The following is a 19,944-nucleotide window of genomic DNA, read 5'->3' on the forward strand; positions in this document are numbered from 1 at the left end:
ATCGGCTATTCGACCGATGCAAGAAAGCCCAGCATCGCCCAGCCCGAGCTTTGCGTGGACGCACGCGCATTTCAGCGTGTCGGCGGCGCCATGAACTCCGGGCCCACCGGGTCGCTGACGTGTTTGGCGAGGAGCCGATCGATCTCGGCCAGGTCGTCGGCGTTGAGCTTCCAGCCGTCGATGGCATCGAGCGGCTCCATCTGGTCGGGACGTCGGCCACCCCACAGCGCGATGCCGTTGGCATGGCCGTCGAGCAGCCAGCGCACGGCAAGTTCCAGCACGTGCTTGCCGTGGCGCTCCCGGGCGAAACGCTCGAGGGCATCCACCGCGGCCAGGTACTGAGCGTATCGCGGCTCCTGGAACTTGGGGTCGTTATTGCGCAGGTCGTCGCCGTTGAACTGAGTGTCGCGGCGCATCTTGCCGCTGAGCAGGCCGCGGCACAGCGCACCGTAGGTCAGCATGGTCAGCCCCTCGCGCTCGGCGTAAGGGATTATGTCGTGTTCGGCGTCGCGCTCGAACAGATTGAGCGGCGGCTGCACGCTGTGCAGCGGGGCGACTCCGCTGAAGGCCCGGCACTGCTCGACGGTGAAGTTGCTGACACCGATGGCGCGGATCTTGCCGTCTCGGTAGAGCCGCTGCATGGCGCTGGCGGTTTCCTCCATCGGCACCTGGGGGTCGGGCCAGTGGATCTGGTACAGATCGATCGTCTCGGTGCCCAGCCGACGCAGCGAATCCTCGACTTCCCGCTCGAGGCGCGGCGCGGTGGCGTTGCGCACCAGTCCCTCGATGCCTTCGCCCCATTCGAGGCCGGCCTTGCTGGCGATCACCAGCTCGTCGCGCTGGCCATATTCGGCGAGTGCCTTGCCGACGACTTCCTCGGAGTGACCGTAGCCGTAGGCCGGGGCGGTGTCGATCAGATTGATGCCGCGATCCAGCGCGGCGTGAATGGTACGGATCGCCTGGGCGTCGTCACTGCCGCCCCACATCTTGCCGCCGATCGCCCAGGTGCCCAGGCCGATGCGCGAGGCGGACAGGCCGGTATCGCCGATCTTGAGGGTTTCCATGGGAACGCTCCCTGTTGTGGTGAGTGGATGGCCCTTAGGCTGGCCGGTTAGCGTCGGCTTGGCAAGTCGCCGGCGCGTGTCGGATTCAGGGCCGGCTGGCGGCGACCGGTTCGACGGGCACCTCGACCGGGCCAGTCGCGGCGTTGCCGGTGAGAACCGCGACCGGTTCGGGCGAGGCGTAGAGCAGCCGGCCGTCGGCGCGGATCTCGGCGCGCAGCCGGTAATCGCCACCGGCGCCGACGGCGTTGGCGTCATAGCGCAGTATCACGGGAATCGGCCCGCGGCCCAGGCGCGTGTAATTGCCAGTGGCGATCACTCCGCCGCTCGCCGAGCCTTCACGCAGGGTGACGCTGAGCTCGGCGTTGCGCGGCAGTTCGAGCGGGGCATCGGCGACGACGCGCGCCTCGAGATTGGCGAGGCGCGGGGTCAGCGCACAGCCGCCGAGAGCGAGCAGGACAAGCAGCGCCAAGGCCAGTCGCAGTGGTCGTGGCAGGCCGGGGTGGCGGGTCATAACGGCTCCTGATGCAGTGGGGAATGACATGAAGGGGCGCCGGCAGCGCTAACCCGCGCTCAGCCGCCGGCCAACTTGACCGTGTAGCCCCGGGATTCGAGCTCGGCCTTGAGTAGCTGGCGATGATCGCCCTGAATCTCGATGACGCCCGCCTTGATTGCGCCGCCGGTGCCGCAGCGCTTCTTGAGCGTCTTGGCCAGCGCCTTGAGCTCGTCATGGGCGAGCGGCACGCCGTGTACCGTGGTCACGCCCTTGCCCTTGCGGCCGCTGGTCTCGCGGCGGATGCGCACCACCCCGTCGAGGGCGGCGATGCGTTCGGCCTCGGCCTCGTCGGCGCACTGGCAGTCGGCAAGCGGTTGGCGGCAGGCGGGGCAGGTCTCGCCATGTTCGGTCGAATAGACGAGCCCTCGCAGCTGATCCTGAAGGGAGGCCATCAAGCGGCTCCTGTCGAATGGCACATGGAGACGATGATAGCGCAGCACGCCGCCGGCGACGATGGCCGGCGCGGAGCGTTCGCTGCCGCCTTCGAACGGCGTCAGCGGGCGGCGGCGACCGGCATGACGCGGCTGACGGTCTCGGCGAGGCGGGCGAGGATGACGGGCAGTTGGCCCATGTCGGTCATCGAGATCGCCCCTTGGGGGGTTCGTTCCTCCTCGGCGAAGCGATTGATGTGCACCACGCGCATGCCGGCGGCGAGCCCGGCGGCGACCCCTACCGCGGCGTCATCGATCACCACGCACTGCTCGGGCATGAAGCCCATGCTGCGGGCGGCGTGCAGGAACAATCCCGGGTCGGGCTTCCAGCATTGCAGCGTGTAGCCGCTATACAGGCGCTCGTCGAAATAGCGGCGCAGGCCGGTGCTGTCCAGTGCGTTGCGGATCTTGTGCTCGGGGCCGTTCGAGGCCACGCAGCGGGGAAGGTCGGACAGCGCATCGAGGGTTTCGCGAACGTGGGGGATGGGTTGAAGCTCGCGGGCCATGCGCAGGGCCATGGTCTTGCGCATCTCGGCCTCGGCGGCGCTGCGCACCGTGGCGTCGAGCGCGCCATGGCGGCGCTCCAGCTCGGCGACGATGGTCATGAAGCGCACACCGCGGAACTCCTCCATGTATTGTCGTGCGGCAAAGGGCAGGCCGACGCGATTCAGCGTATCGGCCATCACTTCCGCCAGTAGCGGTTCGCTGTCTACCAGGGTGCCATCGCAATCGAAAAGCAGACAGAGGGAGTGGGGCATGGGTCGTGTCTCTTGCGGCTAGCCTCGCTGTAGCGGGCTCATACTCTTGGTTATCGGCAAGGCCGGCACACGGTTGAGGGTGAATGGCCTTCGTTTCAAGAACACTGTTTCCGAACAGTGTAGTGCAATATAACAAAACATGACAAAGCCATTTTCGACTGAGATGGGCCAGGCGGGGCAGCCCGGACGGCGCCGGCCGCAATCAGCCCTGGCGCCGCTCCCAGGCGGCTTCGTTGACCAGGCTGATCGGTCGCTCGCCATTGAGCGCGAGGGTGATGTTGTCGACTGCGCGTTGAGCCATGGCGGTGCGTGTCTCATGGGTCGCCGAGCCGATGTGCGGCAGCGCCACGACGTTGGCCATGTGCGGCAGCGGCGAATCGCCGGGCAGCGGTTCGCGCTCGAAGACGTCGAGCCCGGCGGCGCGGATCTCGCCGGTCTCGAGCGCGGCGATCAGCGCCGCCTCGTCGACCACCTTGCCGCGGGCGATGTTGATGAAGATCGCGCTCGAGCGCATGCGCGCGAACTGTTCGGCGCCGAACAGGTGAGTGGTCTCGGCGGTCAGCGGCACGCTGACGCAGACGAAATCGGCGCTCTCGAGCAACTCATCGAACTCACAGCGCCGGGCGCCGAGCTCGGCTTCCAGCGCGGGCTTGGGCGAGGCATGGGTGTAGAGCACGTTCATGCCGAAGCCCAGCGCACCGCGCCGCGCCACGGCGGCGCCGATGCGCCCCAGACCGACCATGCCCAGCGTCTTGCCGTGCACGTCGGTGCCGTAGAGCGATGCGCCGATGCTTTCCTGCCAGTCGCCGCGCTTGATGAAGTCGGCCAGCTCGACGACCCGCCGCGCGGTGGCCATGATCAGCGAAAAGCCGGTGTCGGCGGTGGTTTCGGTGAGCACGTCCGGTGTATTGCAGAGCAGGATGTCGCGGCGGGTCAGTTCGTCGACCGGATAGTTGTCGTAACCCACCGAGATGCTGGCGATCGCCTCGAGGTGCGGGGCGCCATCGAGCAGCTCGGGGGTGATCCCGAGGCTGGCGCCGACCAGCCCGTGGGCTTCGCCGAGGGCCTCGCGAAACGCCGGGTCGTCCGCCGACTCGAGATCGGGGAAATAGTCGACGTGAAAGCGTTCGCTGAGCTGTTCGAGGTGCCGATCGGTGAGCCGCCGGAAGGCGACGATACGCTTTTTCATGGGTGACTCCGGATATCGCTTGTCGTGGTGGGCGGTGAGCGTCGTTCAGTTCAGGTCGGGCAGTTCGCTTTCCAGCGCTTGTAAGCGCTCGCGGTGAGGCAGGCCCTCCATGTCGCCGAGTACTTGCACCGCCTCGGCGCCGATCAGGTTGCCGCGGCGCAGCGCGGCGCGCGGCGACAGGCCGTCGAGCAGCGCGCTGACCACGCCCACCGCGAAGCCGTCGCCGGCGCCGACGGTATCGATGACCCTGGCCACCTTGAAGCCTTCCACGGTGAAGCTTTCCGCGTGGCTGCGATAGTAGCTGCCCTCGGGGCCGAGCTTGATGATCACGGCCTTGGCGCCCCGCTCGAGATAGAAGCCGGCGATGTCGTGGGCGGATTCCAGGCCGGTCAGCCGGCGGCCCTCGGCAAGCCCGGGCAGCACCCAGTCGGCGCTCGCGGCCAGCGCATTGAGGGTATCGCGCATCTGTTCTTCGCTGGACCACAGGCTGGGCCGCAAGTTGGGATCGAAGGAGATGCTGGCGCCGGCCTTGCGGGCCTGTTCGAACATGTGCTCGGCCAGCGCCCGTGCCGAGCTCGACAGCGCCGGAGGAATGCCGGTGGCGTGCAGGTGGCGAACCGCCGCGAAGTCCACCGCGTCGGCGTCGGCGGGGCTCAGGTGGCTGGCGGCGCTGCCGCGGCGCACGTATTCGACGTGGGGGTCGGAGCCGTCCTCGCTGCGGGCCTTGAAGACCAGGCCGGTGGAATGCTCGGGATCGCGGCGCAGATGGCGGCAATCGAGCCCTTCGTGTTCCAGCGTGCGCCGGATGTAATGACCGAAGCTGTCGTCGCCCACCCGGCTCAGCCAGCCGACGTGGAAGCCCAGCCGGGCCAGGCCGATGGCGACGTTGGTGTCGGCGCCGGCGATGCCGCGGGCGAAGTGCTCCACGTCGGCCAGTTCGCCGGGAGTCTCGGCGACGAACAGCGTCATCGCCTCGCCGAAGGTGAGGATCTCGGGGTTGTCTGCGTGGCTCATGGCGTACTCCTGCGGTTGATGGCACTGTTCGAAGCCGGGCTAGGCGGGCCAGCTCGTCGTGGCTCACGCTGGCAAGATCGTCGCCTTCCACGGGTTATTCGGTGGCGCGAGGCACGTCTGCGGGAAGGCCGCCATTAGCGCGCCATTCGTGGCAGTCCACGGCATTGGTCACGGCGGCACGGGGGCAGCCATTATGCCAGGCGCTGTCCTTGCAGTGCACATGGCGCAGCGTCAGGCGCTCGCGCTGGGTTAGACATTCGTCGCGCTCCGGAGCCCGCCCGATCGGCAGGAGGCGCGTCATACGGCGGTTTGCGGCATGCAGCTGGGGAGGGCGCCGCCGGCGTCGGTTTGACGCCTTTGCGAATAATTGCTTAGTTTCTCAGGGTATGCCTGTTCCGATTGTGGCCGGTGTGTAACACGTCGCGTCGGCCGGTCAGGCCGAAGGCTTGCGCCGTTATCCCTCGTGAACGGCACCTCTCCCCGCTGTCAGCCATCAAGGACCAGTCATGAACGCAATCTGGATCGCCGTTTTCGGCGTCGTGTGTTTCGTGATGGGCTTTCGGTTCTATTCGAAGTTCATCGCCGAACGCATCTATCGCCTGGACCCCGACTTTCAGACGCCCGCGCATACCTATCGCGACGGCGTCGACTACGTGCCCACCAACAAGTGGATCCTGTGGGGCCACCACTTCACCTCGGTCGCCGGTGCCGCGCCCATCGTCGGCCCCGCCATCGCCATCTACTGGGGCTGGCTGCCGGCGATCCTCTGGGTCGTGCTGGGTACGCTCTTCGCCGCCGGCGTGCATGACTTCGGCGCCATCGTGCTGTCGAATCGCCACAAGGGGCACTCCATAGGAACGCTGGCCAACCGGCTCATCGGGCAACGCGCCAAGCTGCTGTTCTTGTTCATTATTATGGTCCTGGTGCTGATGATCAACGCGGTCTTCGCGTGGGTCATCGCCAAGCTGTTCATTGTCTTCCCGTCGAGCGTGCTCTCGGTGTTCATCCAGATCCCGCTGGCGGTGTGGATCGGCTATCGCGTCTACCGACATTCGGGGTCGATGCTGCTGCCGTCGGTGGTGGCGCTGGTGGTCATGTACGGCACGGCGCTGCTGGCCAGCGTGATCCCTGCCCTGCAGATCGATCTGGTGAGCTGGTTCGGCGGGGCGGACGCCCCGGTCGTCGGCGGCTTCGACGGCACCTCGATGGCCTTTCTGGTGTGGATCATGGTGCTGATGATCTATGTCTACGTCGCTTCCACCCTGCCGGTCTGGAAGCTGCTGCAGCCGCGTGATTACATCAACTCCCACCAGCTCGTCGTCGGCCTGGCGCTGCTCTACCTGGGCCTGCTGTTCGGGGCCCCGGCGATGACCGCGCCGGCAGTCAACGGCGAGGCCGACATCAGCTGGTATCCGCTGCTGTTCATCACCATCGCCTGCGGGGCGATATCCGGCTTCCACGGCCTCGTCGGTTCGGGGACCACCTCCAAGCAGCTCGACAAGGAGACCGACGCCCGGCTGATCGGTTACGGCGGCGCGCTCGGCGAGGGCATGCTGGCCATGGTGGCGATCATTGCCGTGGGCACGCTGTTCGCCAGCAGCGCCGACTTCACTGCCACCTATTCCAGCTTCACGGCGGCCGGCTCCAGCGGCCTGGGCTCGTTCGTCAAAGGTGCCGGCCAGCTGGCGGCCAACCTGGGCATTCCACCGCAGATGGGCTCGACGCTGGTAGCGGTGATCGTGGTCAGCTTCGCGGCTACCACCCTGGACACCTCGGTGCGCCTGATGCGCTACATCATCGCCGAGCTGAGTACCGAGTATGGTATGCCGGTGCTGGCCCACAAGCACGTGGCAACCACCATCGCCGTGGTGTCCAGCGCGGCCCTGGTGATCTTGCCGGAAGGTCCCAACGGCTTCGGCTCCGGCGGCTATCTGTTGTGGCCGCTGTTCGGTACCAGCAACCAGCTGCTGGCAGGCATCACGCTGATGCTGGTGTCAGTATGGCTCAAGCGCCAGGGGCGGCCGGTGATCTTTACCCTGGTGCCGATGTTGTTCCTGCTGGTCATGACCCTGTGGGCCATGGGGCAGCAGGTGATCTTCACCTGGTCCGGCTTGGGGGACGCCCCGCGCAACCTGCTGCTGTTCAGCTTCGGCAGCCTGATCCTGGTCTTTGCGCTATGGATCCTGCTGGAGGCCTCACGCAGCTTTCGTCAGGGGGCCGGGGTGCGCCTGGATGCGTTGAGCGATGAGCCGCGCTGATCGTGACGACAACGCGCCCGCCGGCTGGCGGGCGCGGATTGGCCGGGTCATCCAGGGCTACGATGCGGTGCTGAGTCTGCCGCATCGCCAGGAGATCGCTCGCGAGCTGCAGGATGAAGAGGACCTGTTCATGTTGCTGTGCTTCTGCGACATGATGGGCATCCCCAACCCCGTCAGCGACATGACCCTCGAACTCTATCCCTACATGCTCGAGCGTTTCCACGAGTGGCACCGGCGCCAGGGCATTCCGCGCTCGCCGCTGGACAGCTTCCGCTGCTGCTAGCCGTTCTGTCATCCGACGAGGAGTCCGACATGGCCAGGAGCCTGTTCTTTGGCGGCAAGGGCGGCGTCGGCAAGACCAGCTGCGCCACCGCCTATGCGCTCAACTGCGCGGCGGCGGGACAGAAGACCCTGCTGGTGTCCACCGATCCCGCCCACAACCTGGCCGACCTGTTCGGCCGAGCGCCGGGAGCTACGCCGACACGCATGCGCCCCGATCTCGACGTGGTCGAGCTCGATCCCGATCGCGAGACGCAGCGCTATCTCGATCAGGTCAAGGACACGATCCGGCCGCTGGTCAGTGGCGAGCGCAGCACCACGGTATTCCGCCAGCTGGAGCTGGCGCGTCACGCGCCGGGTACCGAGGAGGCAGCGCTGTTCGACGCCCTGGTCGGGCTGCTGCTCGAGACCGGCCGCGACTACGATCGGCTGATCTTCGACACCGCCCCCGGCGGTCACACCGTGCGCCTGCTGGCACTGCCCGAGATCATGGGCGCCTGGGTCGACGGCCTGATGCAGCGGCGTCGCAAGGTACGCAGCGACTACAAGGCATGGCTGGGCGACGGCGAGGTGGTCGACGACCCCATCCAGGAGGCGCTGATGCGCCGCCGCGGCCGCCTGGCCGCCGCCCGCGAGCACTTGACCTGCGCCGCGTATTCGGCGGTGGTGCTGGTCGCCAACCCCGAACGCCTGCCGACCCTGGAGACGGCCCGCACCCGCGAGCTGCTCGAGTCCCACGGTCTGCACGTCGGGGCGTTGGTGATCAACAAGTGCCTGCCGGAAGACGTCGACAGCACCTGGCTGATCAACTGGCGCGACGAGCAGCGCCCATGGCGCGAGCAGCTCGCTGCCACCTTCGCCGACCGGCCGGTGCGCGAGATCGGCCATCAGCCGCACGCCCCGGCGTCCAGCGATGACCTGCAGCCCTTGAGCGATGCCCTGCAGGGGCTGACTCCCTGGCAAGACCACGACTGAGCGAATGATTGCCCGATTGCACCGAGGCCTCGCCATTTGGCGGGGCCTCGGTATTTCCGGAGAAGTTGCCGTCACGGCGCATCGGGGCTTCCGTCTATGAGTCGGCGACGAACACTGTACGCACGTTGAGGAATTCGCCGAAGCCGTATTCGCTCTGCTCGCGCCCGTAGCCGCTGCCCTTGACGCCGCCGAACGGCAATTCGGCGAATGGCGTGGTCGGGCGGTTGACGAAGCTCATGCCCACGTCCAGACGCCGCGCGACCTGCTCGGCGCGCTTGACGTCCTGGCCGACCACGGTGCCGCCCAGCCCGTAGGGACTGTTGTTGGCCAGCTCGATGGCGTGTTCGGTGTCGTCGGCGATGACCACCGAGGCCACCGGGCCGAACAGTTCCTCGTCGAAGGCCGGGTTGCCGGGCGCGGCGTTGGTCAGCACGGTGGGGGCGTACCAGGCGCCGGGCTTGTCGAGGATCTCGCCGCCGGTCTCGAGCTGCGCGCCCTTCTGCACGGCCCGCTTGACCTGATCGTGCAGGTCGTCGCGCAGGTCCTTGCGCGACATCGGGCCGATGTTGGTGCTTTCGTCCATCGGGTCGCCGATGCGCAGCTTCTGCACCTGATCGACGAGGCGCTCGGTGAAGCGCTCGACCAGCGGTTCGACCACGATCAGCCGCTTGGAGGCCGCGCAACTCTGGCCGGTGTTGTCGAAACGCCCGTCGATGGCGATCTCGACCGCCTTGTCGATATCGGCGTCGTCGAGCACGATCAGCGGATCGATACCGCCGAGCTCCAGGACGCTGGGCTTGGCCAGCTCCCCGGCGGTGGCAGCTACCGACTTGCCGGCTTCCTCGCTGCCGGTCAGCGTCACCCCGCAGACGATCGGGTCGCGCATGATCTCGGCGATCTCGCTCGAGGACACCGGCAGCCAGGTAAAGGTACCCTCCTCGAAGCCGGCGTCATGGAACAGCTGGGTGATCAGTTTGGCGCTGCCCGGCACGTTGGACGCGTGCTTGAGCAGGCAGGCGTTGCCGCCGGCCAGGTTGGGCGCGGCAAAGCGCACGACTTGATAGAGCGGGTAGTTCCACGGCATCACGCCGAGCACCGCGCCCATCGGGTCGCGGACCACCTCGGCCTTCTGGGCGCCGGCCACCTGCTTGGGCTTGGGCGCCATGTAATCTTCGGCATTGTCGGCGTAGAAGCGCACGATGGCCGCCGAGATCCGGGTCTCGGCGATCACGTCGCCGAATTTCTTGCCCATCTCGTGGCAGATCACTTCGGCGATGTCGGCCTGGCGCTTGTCGATCAGGTCGGCCACGGCATGCAGCTTCCTGGCTCGCGCGGCGACCGGCAGCTTGCGCAGCTCGGCGAAGCCGTGGCGGGCAGCGTCCAGCTTGGCCCTGATCTCCGGCTCGCTGAGCATCTCGTGCTCGCCGATCACCTTGTCATTGGCGGGGTTCACGGCAGTCAGCGTCTTGCGGCTCATCGTCTCCTCCTTGGCGTTGACGGCTGGGGCATGCGTCCTTTCCTTCATTCGCAAGCTCACAGTGTAGACAGTGATGCCAAGGGCTTGCCCCTTCAAGGGCGCGATGAAGCTCCATTTCGATTATCGTATGCCGCTGCACAAGGAGCCCGCTCGATGGCCGCCCGCTTCGATTTCGTTCACAGTAACGGGCTGCGGCCCGACGACGAAGGCCGGATAGAGGAGGAGTTCGTGAAGCTGTTAGCTGATCCAAAACGCATGCGGTGGCTCGCCTGCTCGGCGCTGGTGCTGATCATGGCCCTCGCCTCGGGGTTGGTATCGGCCAACCCCGAGGCGGATTGCGATCGTCGCATCAGGCCGGGCGAGGATCTGCAGAATGCCCTCGACGGCTTGCCACGCAACGACCAGCAACAGACGGTGTGCCTGGATGCGGGCATTTATCGCCTCAATGAGATGGTGGTAATAGAGCGCGACAACCTGACGCTACGCGGCCAGGCGAGCGGGGGGCAGAAGGCCACGGTGCTGCAGATGCAGGAAGGCCTTTCCAGCCCGGTGCTGGTGCTGGGGGACGCCTATAATCGCGAGCCGCAGAGCCCCATCCGCCAGGTCACGGTGGAAAACCTGGCGCTTCGCGGCGACGCGAGTACGCAGCGCGAGTTCAAGCCGGCGCTCCCTTACCTGAGCAACAGCGGCCTGGTCGTCAGGCGCGGTGAAGGCATCGTGCTGCGCAACCTGGATATTCGCCAATGTCGAAGCGCCTGTCTGCTGACCGAGTATCACAGCCGGGACGTGCTGATCGAGAACAACACCATGAGCCAGGCCAAGTGGGATGGCTTGTCGCTCAACCGGGCCGGACCGACACGCGTCGTCGGCAACGTCATCGAGGACAACGTGGCGGCGGGCATCACCGTCGAGTACCTGCAGGGCAGCGAGATCGTCGACAACGTCATCGCCGGTAACGGCTCGCATGGCCTGTACCTGGCCGATGCTGAAAACAATCGTTTCAGCAACAACCTGATCAAGAATAATCAGCTGGCTGGGGTCTTTCTGACCTGCTCGATCCGTGACCGTGATCCAGTGTTGTGCTGGGAAGACAGCTTTAGCCGCAATAATGTGTTCAGCAACAATCGCTTCGAGAACAATCGCTACGGCTTCCGCATCGCGGTGGACAAGGCCGCCAACTGCCAGGAGCGCGGCGGACCGCCGACCAACGTCTCGCGGGGTGATGTCTTTGTCGACAGTCCCAACAAGGAGCCCGCCTGGGAAGAATACGGCCGTTGCATCGCCTATGACGGCAGCCGGACCCTGGAGCCATCGAGTCCGCAGAGTTCGGACTAAGCGTCAGCCATTCAATCGCGCGGGGTTGGGTCTAAAGCGCCGCCAGGCGGCGCGAATTGGCCGTGCTGCGGCGATGGTAGGGTTCCAGGGTGCGTTGGCCGGTTTCCCACCAGGGCGCATAGCTGCCAGTGTACAGCCCGAGCAACGATTGCTGCAGTTGTGCGGCGACCTCGATGCCGGCATCGAGCTTCTCGGTGACCATGCGCTGGTTCTCGTCAAGCATGGCCGGGCTGGTGGGCGCTCGCGTGCACCAGAGATTGTTGCGCAAGGCGATCGTCGACAGCGACGAGGCCCAGAGTTCGTAGGTCATCAGGCTGACCGACCAGATGCCGCTGAGGGCCGTCGGCGAGAAAGGCATCAGCGGATCGAGAGCACAGGTTTGACGCATGGGCGAACACCGTGGTGGGCTTGGCTAATGGATTTATCGGCAACAGGGCCGAAAGTCTTCAGTGCATGCTACAGGGATACCGGCTGTCATGCTGTGTTGCAATATCGGCATTCGCAACCGTCTAAGCTACGCTGAGTGCGTAATGCTTCGCCGTCCCCGACGGCACGACGATTCAGGGAAGAACCAGAAGGAGACGCCAATGAAAGATGAAACGCTTTGGTCGCTGCTCAGCACCGGTGCGGCCATCGCCGCTGGCGTGGCGGCCAGGAACGGCGCGCGCAAGTCCTATGAACGCAAGATCGGCAAGCCACCGCTCGACCCCTACGAGCGTGATGTGAAGTGGCGCCATGCGCTGCTGTGGGGCGCAGGCACCGGCATGATCGTCGGCGTGTCGCGAATCATTGGTCGACGAGCCGGCAGCGAGGCGGTGCGGCGCGTCCAGCGTCGCCGCCAGCGCCGCCAGCGGCTGCTCGATTACGGCCCCCGCCCGCTGGGGTAGCATCGGCCTCGTATTCATCCGGCGCCAGCGGGGTGAGCACTGCGGGCACCCCGGGTAGCGTGATCAGCGTACCCAGCGCCATCGCCAGCCCGCCCAGCAGACCGAAGGTCGCCGCATCGCCGGTTTCGCCCAGTGGCAGCGCATCGAGCAGCCAATGTGCGATACGCGCGCCGAGTCCGCTCTCATGCGCCAGCGCGCCGAGGCTGGCGATCATCGAGGCCAGGCTGGCCGGGGTGCGGCGCAGCCCGGGCAGGTAGACGGCAAACGACAGGCCGACGCCGAGCACCCCGAGCAGCAGGAAGCCGACGAGATCGGTGGAGTGCAGCGCGGCAATTACCTGGTCATGGTCCACGAGCAGCGCAAGCACCACCACGAACGTGCTGAAGGCGATGGCCAGCGTGGCGGGTACGGCGCCACGAGCGGCGGCATTCTGAAAGGACAGGATGAACAGCGCATACGACAGCGCCGAGGCGATCCCCGCCGCCACGCCGATCGCCGTTATGCCCGATGCGCCACCATTGAGAAGGCCGGTGAGCAGGGCGACGCCCCACAGGGCGGCGGCCGCGATGATCCACGGTATGCCCGTCACGGACTCCTCCTTGAGTCGTGCCCCGCGAGGGACAAGGTCACTGAGCCTGGCATTATGGTCGAGCCTGGCCGGCAGGACCAAGCGCGTGGCGGATGGCTGCACGTGGCCGCGTGGCTGGGGTAGGCTGTGCTGCCATTTCGACCGAGCGGTAATGGCATTTCGCCCGGTAGCGCTCAGTTCACGCGGGGCGTCAGTTCGCCGGTCGCGTAGCGCTGGGCCATCGCCTCCAGGCCGAGCGGCTTGATGCGGCTGGCGTTGCCGGCGCTGCCGAAAGCCTCGAAACGCGCGATGCACAGCTCGCGCATGGCGCTGACGGTTTCCTTGAGAAACTGGCGCGGGTCGAACTCGGCCGGGTTATGGGCCAGAAAGCGCCGCACCGCGCCGGTCGAGGCCAGGCGCAGATCGGTGTCGATATTGACCTTGCGCACGCCGTGCCGGATGCCTTCGACGATCTCCTCGACCGGCACGCCGTAGGTCTCGGGGATCCTGCCGCCGTACTCGTTGATGATCTCCAGCCACTCCTGGGGTACCGACGAGGAGCCGTGCATCACCAGGTGGGTGTTGGGAATGCGCTCGTGGATGTGGCGGATGCGCGCGATGGACAGCGTGTCGCCGGTCGGCGGGCGGCTGAACTTGTAGGCGCCGTGGCTGGTGCCGATGGCGATCGCCAGGGCATCGACATGGGTCGCGGCGACGAAGGCGGCGGCCTCCTCGGGGTCGGTGAGCAGCTGCTCGTGGGACAGCGTGCCCGCGGCGCCGATGCCGTCCTCCTCGCCGGCCTGGCCGGTTTCCAGCGAGCCCAGGCAGCCCAGTTCGCCCTCGACGGAAACCCCGCAGGCGTGCGCCATCTCGACGCTGCGCCGGGTGACCTCGACGTTGTAGGCGTAGTTGGCCGGGGTCTTGCCGTCGGCCTCGAGCGAGCCGTCCATCATCACCGACGAGAAGCCCAGCTGGATCGAACGCTGGCAGACCGCGGGGCTGGTGCCATGGTCCTGATGCATGACCACCGGAATGTGCGGGAACTCCTCGATCGCGGCCAGGATCAGGTGGCGCAGGAAGGGTGCGCCGGCGTATTGGCGGGCGCCGGCGGAGGCCTGGACGATCACCGGCGAATCGGTGGCATCGGCGGCTTCCATGATGGCGCGCATCTGTTCCAGATTGTTGGCGTTGAACGCGGGAACGCCGTAGCCATGGTCGGCGGCGTGGTCGAGGAGTTGGCGCAGGCTGATCAGGGCCATGGGTGTGCGTTTTCCTGATGGTCGTAAGTGAGGCGTTTAATAAGTGGGGCGGCTAAAGCGCCGCCCCGGGTTGGTGGTGCTGGTTTTTAGCTTACCTGGCGGCGGCTTGCCTGGCCCCGTCCTGCAGGGCGATCACCGCCGGCAGTTGCTTGCCCTCGACGTACTCGAGGAAGGCGCCGCCGCCGGTGGAGATATACGAGACTTTATCCTCGATGGCGTACTTGTCGATCGCCGCGAGGGTGTCGCCGCCACCGGCGATCGAGAAGCCGTTGCTCGCGGCGATCGCCTTGGACAACGCCTCGGTGCCCTTGCCGAACTGATCGATCTCGAACACCCCGACCGGGCCGTTCCAGAGGATGGTGCCGGCGTCCTTGAGCAGCGCGGCGAAGCGCGACGCGGTCTCGGGGCCGATGTCGAGGATCATCTCGTCGTCGCCGACCTGATCGACCGGACGCACCACCGCCTCGGCCGATTCGGAGAACTCGGTGGCCACCACCACGTCCGTAGGCAGCGGGATCTCGACCTTGGCCATCAACGCCTTGGCCTGGTCGACCAGGTCGGCCTCGTGCAGCGACTTGCCGACGTTGTGGCCCGCCGCGGCGATGAAGGTGTTGGCGATACCGCCACCGACGATCAATTGATCGCACTTCTCGGACAGTGCCGTGAGCACCTCGAGCTTGGTCGAGACCTTGGAGCCGCCGACGATTGCCACCATCGGCCGCGCCGGTTTGGCCAAGGCCTTTTCCAGCGCCTCGAGTTCCTTGGCAAGCAGCGGCCCGGCGCAGGCGTCGGCGGCGAAGCGCGCCACGCCGTGGGTCGAGGCCTGGGCGCGGTGGGCGGTGCCGAAGGCATCCATGACGTAGATGTCGCAGAGCGTGGCGTAGGCCCGGGCCAGCGCCTCGTCGTCGCTTTTCTCGCCGCGGTTGTAGCGCACGTTCTCGAGCAGCACGACCTCGCCGTCGGCGACTTCGACCGGTGTATCGAGGTAGTCGTCGACCAGCCGTACCGGCTGGCCGAGCAGCGTGCCGAGATGAGTGGCCACCGGGGCCAGCGAGAATTCGTCGGCGGGCTCGCCTTCGCTGGGACGGCCCAGGTGGCTCATCAGCAGCACCTTGGCGCCGGCGTCGCGCGCCGCCTCGATGGTCGGCAAGCAGGCGCGGATGCGGGCGTCGGAGGTGACGCGGCCCTGCTTGACCGGGACGTTGAGATCTTCGCGAATCAGCACGCGCTTTCCGGCGAGTGCCAGGTCGGTCATCTTGCGCACGTTCATGGACGGATGCTCCTGATGGTGGCTGAACCCGTTGGCTGAACCCGGATAGCCTTGTCGGGGCGGGCGGTGTCACTCGGCACGCGCATCGAGTTCGGCCAGTCGCGCGGCGACGTCGAGCATGCGGTTGGCGAAGCCCCACTCGTTGTCGAACCAGCTGAGCAGCTTGACCAGGTGGCCGCCGGCGACCCGGGTCTGAGTGGCGTCCACGATACCCGAGCGCGGGTCGTGGTTGAAGTCGACCGAGGCCAGGGGCTCTTCCGTGTAGCCGAGCCGCCCGGCCAGGCGCGCGCGGCTGGCCTCGGCGAGCAGCGCGTTGACGGTGGCCGCATCGCACGCCTGGCGCACCGAGATCGCCATGTCCATCGCCGAGACGTTGATCGTCGGCACCCGCACGTGCAGGCACTCGAAGCGGCCGGCGAGCGTCGGCATCAGCCGCTCGATGCCGCGCGCCAGGCCGGTATCGACGGGGATGATCGACTGCATCGCCGAGCGCGTCAGGCGCAGGTCGGACTTGTGATAGGCGTCGATTACCGGCTGGTCGTTCATCGCCGAGTGGATGGTGGTGGTCACGCCGTGCTCGATGCCCAGCGCTTCGTCGAGCACGGTGAGGATCGGAATCAGGCAGTTGGTGGTGCACGAGGCCGCCGAGACGATGCGCATCGCCGGCTCGAGGGCGGCTTCGTTGATGCCGCCGACCACGGTCAGGTCGACGTCGGATTCGGCGGGCTGCGAGAACAGCAGGCGCCGGGCCCCGGCGGCGAGGTGAAGCTCGGCGGTGGCGCGGTCCTTGAAACTGCCCGAGCACTCGATCACCAGGTCGATCTCCAGCTCCTGCCAGGGCAGGCGCTGCGGGTCGGGCTCACGGAGCAGGGCGATCGACCGGCCGTTGATGGTGAGCGTGTCGCCGTCGCTCGCGACCTCGCCGGGGAAACGCCCGTGGGTGGTGTCGTAGCGGGTCAGGTAGGCGACGGTCGCCAAGTCGGAAAGCTCGTTGATCGCGACTACCTCGAGCCCCGCTTCGCCCCCGAGTTCGGGGCGCTCGACCAGTGCGCGCAGCACACACTGGCCGATGCGGCCGTAACCGTTGATGGCGATGCGATGGGGCATGGAGGGCTCGGCGATGGTGGTGATCAGGAGCGCGATTCTAGCGCAAAGCGCGCGGCGCCCCAACCGGCCGGCTCTCGGGCCACGGCCACGGCCACGGTTCAGTCGATGTGCGGGTCGAGCAGCAGCCGGCCATGGATGTCGCCGTTGATCATCGCCTCGGCGCGCTCGGCGATCATCTCCATGCCGAGCTCTTCGTAATGCATGGCGTGACGCACCGCTTCGGGGAGCTCGGCGATATGCTGCCAGGCCTCGCGGCGCCGGGCCAGAGGTTGCATCGCGCTGTCGATACCAAGCAGCGAGACGCCGCGCAGGATGAACGGCATCACCGTGGTGGGCAGTTCGCTGCCGCCGGCCAGGCCCACCGCGGCGACCAGTCCGTGGTACTCCATCTGTGCCAGCACGTTGGCCAAGACGTTGTCGCCGACGGTGTCGATGGCGCCGGCCCAGCGGCTCTTCTCCAGCGGTCGCGGTTCGCCTTCGAACTCGTGGCGTCCCAGCACTTCGCTCGCACCCAGCTCCTTGAGCCACGCCTCCTGGTTGGGCTTGCCGGTGACCGCATGCACTTCATAGCCGTAGTGGGCGAGCATCTTCACCGCCCAACTGCCCACGCCGCCGGTGGCGCCGGTGACCACCACCCGGGCACCGCGCGCCAGGCCGGCTTCCTGCAGGCGCATCACGCTGAGCATGGCGCTGAGTCCGGCGGTACCGAACAGCATCGCCTCGCGGGTAGAGAGCGCCTCGGGGCAGGCCACCAGCCACTCCTCGTCGACCCGCATGGTCTCGGCGAAGCCGCCCCAGTAGCGTTCGCCGACGCCCCAGCCGGTAAGGATCACCTTGTCGCCCCGGGCGAAGCGCCCGCCCTCGCAACTGCGCACCGTGCCGGCGAAGTCGATGCCCGGCACGAACGGGTAGTCGCGGACGATCTTGCCCTTGCCGGTCACCGCCAGCGCGTCCTTGTAGTTGAGATCGGAAAAGTCGATGTCGACGGTCACGGCGCGCTCGGGCAGGCGCTCCTCGTCGATCGTTTCGACCCGGGCGCGCGGGTCTTCATCCTTGAGCATCAGCACGCGGGGCATGGTCATCTCCTGATGTTGGGCATTTCGCGACCATCCCAGACTAGCCGGCCTGGCGGGGTCCGGCAACGCCGGCCCGAGCGCGGATGCTTGCCAGTGCGGGGGCCTTTGCTACCATCGACGGATTGCCGGCATGCCGCCCGGAGCAGCATGCCGGAAGTCTCGACAGGCCCGGCAAGTGGGTGCCCAAGGCGCGCAACAGGAGCGAAATGGCAGCATGAAACCACGCGAAACCGGCTGGCGGCACTTGGTGCATTCGACCCGCTATTCCCTCAAGGGCTTGAAGGCGGCGTTCGCCAACGAGGCGGCCTTTCGCCAGGAGGCGGTGCTGTGCCTGTTGCTGCTGCCGCTGGCCTGGTGGGTCGGCGAGACCCCGGTCGAATGGCTGTTGCTGGTCGGTAGCTGCGTGGCGGTGCTGATCGTCGAACTGCTCAACAGCGCAGTGGAGACCGTGGTCGATCGCATCGGTCCCGAGCATCACGTGTTGTCGGGGCGCGCCAAGGACATCGGCTCCGCCGCGGTGATGCTGTCGCTGGTCATGGCCGGGCTGACCTGGGGCTTGCTGCTCTGGCAGCGTCTGCTCGGCTGATGCCGCCCGGCGCGAAGCAATGAGCGCAGCGCACGGCTGGCTTCTACAGTGACAGTGGAAGGGCTGGGTGCGTCAGCGTGTCGCGTTCAGCCGTTTGTCTGCTTGTCTGGCCGCGACGCCCCCGGTATCGTCACGGGTCTTTCCATTAGTTACGGACGTAGTCACGGACGGCGCCGCCTCCGACACCCACTATGCCGCCAGCGTCAATAACAAAATTGGCCGCGAAAAAATCTAAAGGAGCAGCACAGATGCGTTTGATCCTCTTGGGCGCCCCCGGTGCCGGCAAAGGTACGCAAGCCCAGTTCATTTGCGAGCGCTTCGGCATTCCGCAGATTTCCACCGGCGACATGCTGCGCACCGCGGTCAAGGAAGGCAGCGATCTGGGCCTCAAGGTCAAGGAGATCATGAACGGCGGCGGACTGGTGTCCGACGACATCATCATCGCCCTGGTCAAGGAGCGCATCGGCCAGCCGGACTGTGCCAACGGTTTCCTGTTCGATGGCTTTCCACGGACCATTCCCCAGGCCGACGCGATGAAGGAAGCCGGCGTCAAGCTCGATCACGTGGTCGAGATCGCGGTCGACGACGAGGAGATCGTCAAGCGCCTGGCGGGGCGCCGTGTGCATCCCGACTCGGGGCGCGTCTATCATCTCGAATACCATCCGCCCCGGGAAGAGGGCAAGGATGACGTCACCGGCGAGACGCTGATCCAGCGCGAGGACGATCGCGAGTCGACGGTGCGCAATCGGCTGTCGGTCTATCACGATCAGACCGAACCGCTAATCGCCTACTACCGCGAGTGGGCCGAGCAGGCGCCCGGCGAGGCGCCGGCCTACCACCGCATCGCCGGGATCGGCACGGTCGACGACATCAAGCGGCAGGTGATCGAAGCGCTGGAAGGCTGAGGCCCCGAGCTAGCCCGCACACACGCAGCCCGGTCCCGGTGGCCGGGCTGCGTGTATCGGGTGGCAGCCGCGCGCGGCTTTTGCCGGCTCGCCGCCGGCCGTATAATGCCCGCGCCATTCCACCAGGCGTAACTGCCATGTCGACACTGCTGGCCCTGGATGCTTCCTCGAGCGCCTGTTCATGCGCGCTGTGGCGCGACGGCGAGGTGCTCTCGCGTTTCGCGCTGACCCCCCGCGAGCACACCCGGCGCTTGATGCCGATGATCGATGAATTGCTCGCCGAGGCCGGGCTCTCCACCGCCGATCTTGATGCGCTGGCCTATGGCCACGGGCCGGGTTCGTTCACCGGCCTGCGGATCGCCGCCGGCGTCGCACAAGGCCTGGCGTTCGGCCTCGAACGGCCGCTGATCGGCGTGTCGACGCTCGAGGCGCTGGCGCTGGCCGCGCATCATCAACTGCACGTGCGCTACGTGGTGCCCGCGCTCGACGCGCGCATGAACGAGATCTATGTCGCCGCCTATCATTGCCGCGACGGTGAACTCACTGTACTGGCCGACGAGGCGGTGTTGCCCCCCGAGGGTTTCGAACTGCCCGACGAGCGCCGCGATGTCGACTGGTGTGGCGTGGGCTCCGGCTGGACGCTGTGGGAGGCGATGCCGGCCAGGGTGCAGGATGCCCTGGCCCAGCGCCTGCCCGAGCGTCAGCCCAGTGCGGAATGGATGGCGCGTCTGGCCGCCCGGGCGCAGGCGCGTGGCGAGGGCCGGGCGCCGCACGAGGCCACGCCGGTCTATCTGCGCAACGAGGTGGCCTGGAAGCGTGCCTAGACCTAATCCCCGCGTTGGGCATTCGGCGGCCGCTCGTTGAACGACGCCGGAGCCGATTCGTTTATTCTCCTCTGCGCGCCTCCCTTGCCGGCGGCGTGTCGCGGATTTCGTTGATCACAAGGACGGCTG

General features: G+C 66.9%; 21 protein-coding genes. 8 read left to right on the top strand and 13 right to left on the bottom strand.

What is annotated here, in order from left to right; genetic code table 11:
* Window positions 1-71: 71 nt before the first annotated feature.
* The 6 genes from HALZIN_RS0100500 to HALZIN_RS0100525 all read right to left on the bottom strand — a co-directional run bounded on the left by HALZIN_RS0100500 (window position 72) and on the right by HALZIN_RS0100525 (window position 5,009).
* The gene (locus HALZIN_RS0100500; protein ID WP_031382309.1) at window positions 72-1,064 is read right to left on the bottom strand and encodes an aldo/keto reductase; all 993 of its coding nucleotides are present in this window, start codon (window positions 1,062-1,064) and stop codon (window positions 72-74) included.
* Window positions 1,065-1,149: 85 nt separating this feature from the next.
* Window positions 1,150-1,575 carry a YbaY family lipoprotein gene (locus HALZIN_RS0100505; protein ID WP_031382310.1) on the bottom strand — a complete coding sequence of 142 codons (426 nt, stop codon included), beginning with the start codon at window positions 1,573-1,575 and terminating at the stop codon, window positions 1,150-1,152.
* Window positions 1,576-1,634: 59 nt separating this feature from the next.
* Complete coding sequence (locus HALZIN_RS0100510; RefSeq protein WP_031382311.1) at window positions 1,635-2,009, bottom strand: translation initiation factor Sui1; 375 nt, start codon at window positions 2,007-2,009, stop codon at window positions 1,635-1,637.
* Window positions 2,010-2,110: 101 nt separating this feature from the next.
* Window positions 2,111-2,806, bottom strand: a complete 696-nt coding sequence (locus tag HALZIN_RS0100515) for an HAD-IA family hydrolase (protein WP_031382312.1) — start codon at window positions 2,804-2,806, stop codon at window positions 2,111-2,113.
* Between the two features lie 202 nt (window positions 2,807-3,008).
* The gene (locus tag HALZIN_RS0100520) at window positions 3,009-3,995 is read right to left on the bottom strand and encodes a 2-hydroxyacid dehydrogenase (protein ID WP_031382313.1); all 987 of its coding nucleotides are present in this window, start codon (window positions 3,993-3,995) and stop codon (window positions 3,009-3,011) included.
* A 45-nt stretch (window positions 3,996-4,040) separates the two neighbouring features.
* Window positions 4,041-5,009, bottom strand: a complete 969-nt coding sequence (locus HALZIN_RS0100525; RefSeq protein ID WP_031382314.1) for a sugar kinase — start codon at window positions 5,007-5,009, stop codon at window positions 4,041-4,043.
* 506 nt (window positions 5,010-5,515) lie between these two features.
* On the opposite strand from HALZIN_RS0100525, the gene HALZIN_RS0100530 reads away from it, so the two are divergent.
* Genes HALZIN_RS0100530 through HALZIN_RS0100540 form a run of 3 tightly spaced genes read left to right on the top strand, consistent with a single transcriptional unit; the run spans window position 5,516 to window position 8,521 of the window.
* Window positions 5,516-7,267, top strand: coding sequence for a carbon starvation CstA family protein (locus tag HALZIN_RS0100530; RefSeq protein ID WP_031382315.1), 1,752 nt, complete (start codon window positions 5,516-5,518; stop codon window positions 7,265-7,267).
* Window positions 7,254-7,550, top strand: coding sequence for a cory-CC-star protein (locus HALZIN_RS0100535; RefSeq protein WP_051907307.1), 297 nt, complete (start codon window positions 7,254-7,256; stop codon window positions 7,548-7,550). Before HALZIN_RS0100530 ends, HALZIN_RS0100535 begins: the two co-directional genes overlap by 14 nt.
* 29 nt (window positions 7,551-7,579) lie before the next feature.
* Complete coding sequence (locus tag HALZIN_RS0100540) at window positions 7,580-8,521, top strand: ArsA family ATPase (RefSeq protein ID WP_051907308.1); 942 nt, start codon at window positions 7,580-7,582, stop codon at window positions 8,519-8,521.
* Between the two features lie 94 nt (window positions 8,522-8,615).
* Here HALZIN_RS0100540 and HALZIN_RS0100545 read toward each other — a convergent pair whose 3' ends face one another.
* Window positions 8,616-9,998, bottom strand: a complete 1,383-nt coding sequence (locus HALZIN_RS0100545; protein WP_031382318.1) for an NAD-dependent succinate-semialdehyde dehydrogenase — start codon at window positions 9,996-9,998, stop codon at window positions 8,616-8,618.
* A 153-nt stretch (window positions 9,999-10,151) separates the two neighbouring features.
* On the opposite strand from HALZIN_RS0100545, the gene HALZIN_RS16635 reads away from it, so the two are divergent.
* Window positions 10,152-11,333 (top strand): right-handed parallel beta-helix repeat-containing protein, encoded by a 1,182-nt coding sequence (locus HALZIN_RS16635; protein ID WP_051907309.1) that lies wholly within the window; start codon window positions 10,152-10,154, stop codon window positions 11,331-11,333.
* A 31-nt stretch (window positions 11,334-11,364) separates the two neighbouring features.
* Here HALZIN_RS16635 and HALZIN_RS0100555 read toward each other — a convergent pair whose 3' ends face one another.
* Window positions 11,365-11,721 carry a hypothetical protein gene (locus HALZIN_RS0100555; RefSeq protein WP_231663392.1) on the bottom strand — a complete coding sequence of 119 codons (357 nt, stop codon included), beginning with the start codon at window positions 11,719-11,721 and terminating at the stop codon, window positions 11,365-11,367.
* Window positions 11,722-11,920: 199 nt separating this feature from the next.
* Here HALZIN_RS0100555 and HALZIN_RS17240 point away from each other — a divergent pair, with 199 nt between their 5' ends.
* Entirely contained in the window at window positions 11,921-12,220 is a 300-nt protein-coding gene (locus HALZIN_RS17240) for a DUF4235 domain-containing protein (protein WP_031382321.1), read from the top strand.
* Here the strand turns inward: HALZIN_RS17240 and HALZIN_RS17020 are convergent.
* From HALZIN_RS17020 to HALZIN_RS0100585, 5 genes are all read right to left on the bottom strand, one after another.
* On the bottom strand, window positions 12,120-12,809 hold the full coding sequence (locus HALZIN_RS17020) for a DMT family transporter (protein ID WP_051907310.1): 690 nt from the start codon (window positions 12,807-12,809) through the stop codon (window positions 12,120-12,122). The genes HALZIN_RS17240 and HALZIN_RS17020 overlap by 101 nt on opposite strands.
* 173 nt (window positions 12,810-12,982) lie before the next feature.
* A complete protein-coding gene (gene fba, locus HALZIN_RS0100570; RefSeq protein WP_031382323.1) occupies window positions 12,983-14,047 on the bottom strand; it encodes a class II fructose-bisphosphate aldolase in 1,065 nt (354 codons plus the stop codon).
* Between the two features lie 91 nt (window positions 14,048-14,138).
* Entirely contained in the window at window positions 14,139-15,317 is a 1,179-nt protein-coding gene (locus tag HALZIN_RS0100575; protein ID WP_031382324.1) for a phosphoglycerate kinase, read from the bottom strand.
* A 69-nt stretch (window positions 15,318-15,386) separates the two neighbouring features.
* On the bottom strand, window positions 15,387-16,424 hold the full coding sequence (locus tag HALZIN_RS0100580; RefSeq protein ID WP_031382325.1) for a type I glyceraldehyde-3-phosphate dehydrogenase: 1,038 nt from the start codon (window positions 16,422-16,424) through the stop codon (window positions 15,387-15,389).
* A gap of 98 nt (window positions 16,425-16,522) precedes the next feature.
* A complete protein-coding gene (locus HALZIN_RS0100585) occupies window positions 16,523-17,500 on the bottom strand; it encodes an MDR family oxidoreductase (RefSeq protein WP_031382326.1) in 978 nt (325 codons plus the stop codon).
* A 214-nt stretch (window positions 17,501-17,714) separates the two neighbouring features.
* On the opposite strand from HALZIN_RS0100585, the gene HALZIN_RS0100590 reads away from it, so the two are divergent.
* The 3 genes from HALZIN_RS0100590 (at window position 17,715) to tsaB (ending at window position 19,815) form a co-directional block, all read left to right on the top strand.
* A complete protein-coding gene (locus HALZIN_RS0100590) occupies window positions 17,715-18,086 on the top strand; it encodes a diacylglycerol kinase (RefSeq protein ID WP_031382327.1) in 372 nt (123 codons plus the stop codon).
* A gap of 248 nt (window positions 18,087-18,334) precedes the next feature.
* The gene (gene adk / locus HALZIN_RS0100595) at window positions 18,335-18,991 is read left to right on the top strand and encodes an adenylate kinase (RefSeq protein WP_031382328.1); all 657 of its coding nucleotides are present in this window, start codon (window positions 18,335-18,337) and stop codon (window positions 18,989-18,991) included.
* 137 nt (window positions 18,992-19,128) lie between these two features.
* Window positions 19,129-19,815, top strand: coding sequence for a tRNA (adenosine(37)-N6)-threonylcarbamoyltransferase complex dimerization subunit type 1 TsaB (gene tsaB / locus HALZIN_RS0100605; RefSeq protein ID WP_031385294.1), 687 nt, complete (start codon window positions 19,129-19,131; stop codon window positions 19,813-19,815).
* Window positions 19,816-19,944: the final 129 nt, after the last annotated feature.

The sequence above is a fragment of the Halomonas zincidurans B6 genome (assembly GCF_000731955.1).
In the GTDB taxonomy this organism is placed as follows: domain Bacteria; phylum Pseudomonadota; class Gammaproteobacteria; order Pseudomonadales; family Halomonadaceae; genus Modicisalibacter; species Modicisalibacter zincidurans.

Coding starts and splice junctions, on each gene's coding strand:
- HALZIN_RS0100525 (WP_031382314.1), bottom strand. CDS start 5,009: ATGAGCCACGCAGACAACCCCGAGATCCTCACCTTCGGCGAGGCGATG.
- HALZIN_RS0100515 (WP_031382312.1), bottom strand. CDS start 2,806: ATGCCCCACTCCCTCTGTCTGCTTTTCGATTGCGATGGCACCCTGGTA.
- fba (WP_031382323.1), bottom strand. CDS start 14,047: ATGGCCCTGATCAGCCTGCGCCAACTCCTCGACCACGCCGCCGACCAT.
- HALZIN_RS0100545 (WP_031382318.1), bottom strand. CDS start 9,998: ATGAGCCGCAAGACGCTGACTGCCGTGAACCCCGCCAATGACAAGGTG.
- HALZIN_RS0100590 (WP_031382327.1), top strand. CDS start 17,715: ATGAAACCACGCGAAACCGGCTGGCGGCACTTGGTGCATTCGACCCGC.
- HALZIN_RS0100535 (WP_051907307.1), top strand. CDS start 7,254: ATGAGCCGCGCTGATCGTGACGACAACGCGCCCGCCGGCTGGCGGGCG.
- HALZIN_RS0100580 (WP_031382325.1), bottom strand. CDS start 16,424: ATGCCCCATCGCATCGCCATCAACGGTTACGGCCGCATCGGCCAGTGT.
- adk (WP_031382328.1), top strand. CDS start 18,335: ATGCGTTTGATCCTCTTGGGCGCCCCCGGTGCCGGCAAAGGTACGCAA.
- HALZIN_RS0100585 (WP_031382326.1), bottom strand. CDS start 17,500: ATGCCCCGCGTGCTGATGCTCAAGGATGAAGACCCGCGCGCCCGGGTC.
- tsaB (WP_031385294.1), top strand. CDS start 19,129: ATGTCGACACTGCTGGCCCTGGATGCTTCCTCGAGCGCCTGTTCATGC.
- HALZIN_RS0100540 (WP_051907308.1), top strand. CDS start 7,580: ATGGCCAGGAGCCTGTTCTTTGGCGGCAAGGGCGGCGTCGGCAAGACC.
- HALZIN_RS0100530 (WP_031382315.1), top strand. CDS start 5,516: ATGAACGCAATCTGGATCGCCGTTTTCGGCGTCGTGTGTTTCGTGATG.
- HALZIN_RS17240 (WP_031382321.1), top strand. CDS start 11,921: ATGAAAGATGAAACGCTTTGGTCGCTGCTCAGCACCGGTGCGGCCATC.
- HALZIN_RS0100500 (WP_031382309.1), bottom strand. CDS start 1,064: ATGGAAACCCTCAAGATCGGCGATACCGGCCTGTCCGCCTCGCGCATC.
- HALZIN_RS0100555 (WP_231663392.1), bottom strand. CDS start 11,721: ATGCGTCAAACCTGTGCTCTCGATCCGCTGATGCCTTTCTCGCCGACG.
- HALZIN_RS0100575 (WP_031382324.1), bottom strand. CDS start 15,317: ATGAACGTGCGCAAGATGACCGACCTGGCACTCGCCGGAAAGCGCGTG.
- HALZIN_RS0100520 (WP_031382313.1), bottom strand. CDS start 3,995: ATGAAAAAGCGTATCGTCGCCTTCCGGCGGCTCACCGATCGGCACCTC.
- HALZIN_RS0100505 (WP_031382310.1), bottom strand. CDS start 1,575: ATGACCCGCCACCCCGGCCTGCCACGACCACTGCGACTGGCCTTGGCG.
- HALZIN_RS0100510 (WP_031382311.1), bottom strand. CDS start 2,009: ATGGCCTCCCTTCAGGATCAGCTGCGAGGGCTCGTCTATTCGACCGAA.
- HALZIN_RS16635 (WP_051907309.1), top strand. CDS start 10,152: ATGGCCGCCCGCTTCGATTTCGTTCACAGTAACGGGCTGCGGCCCGAC.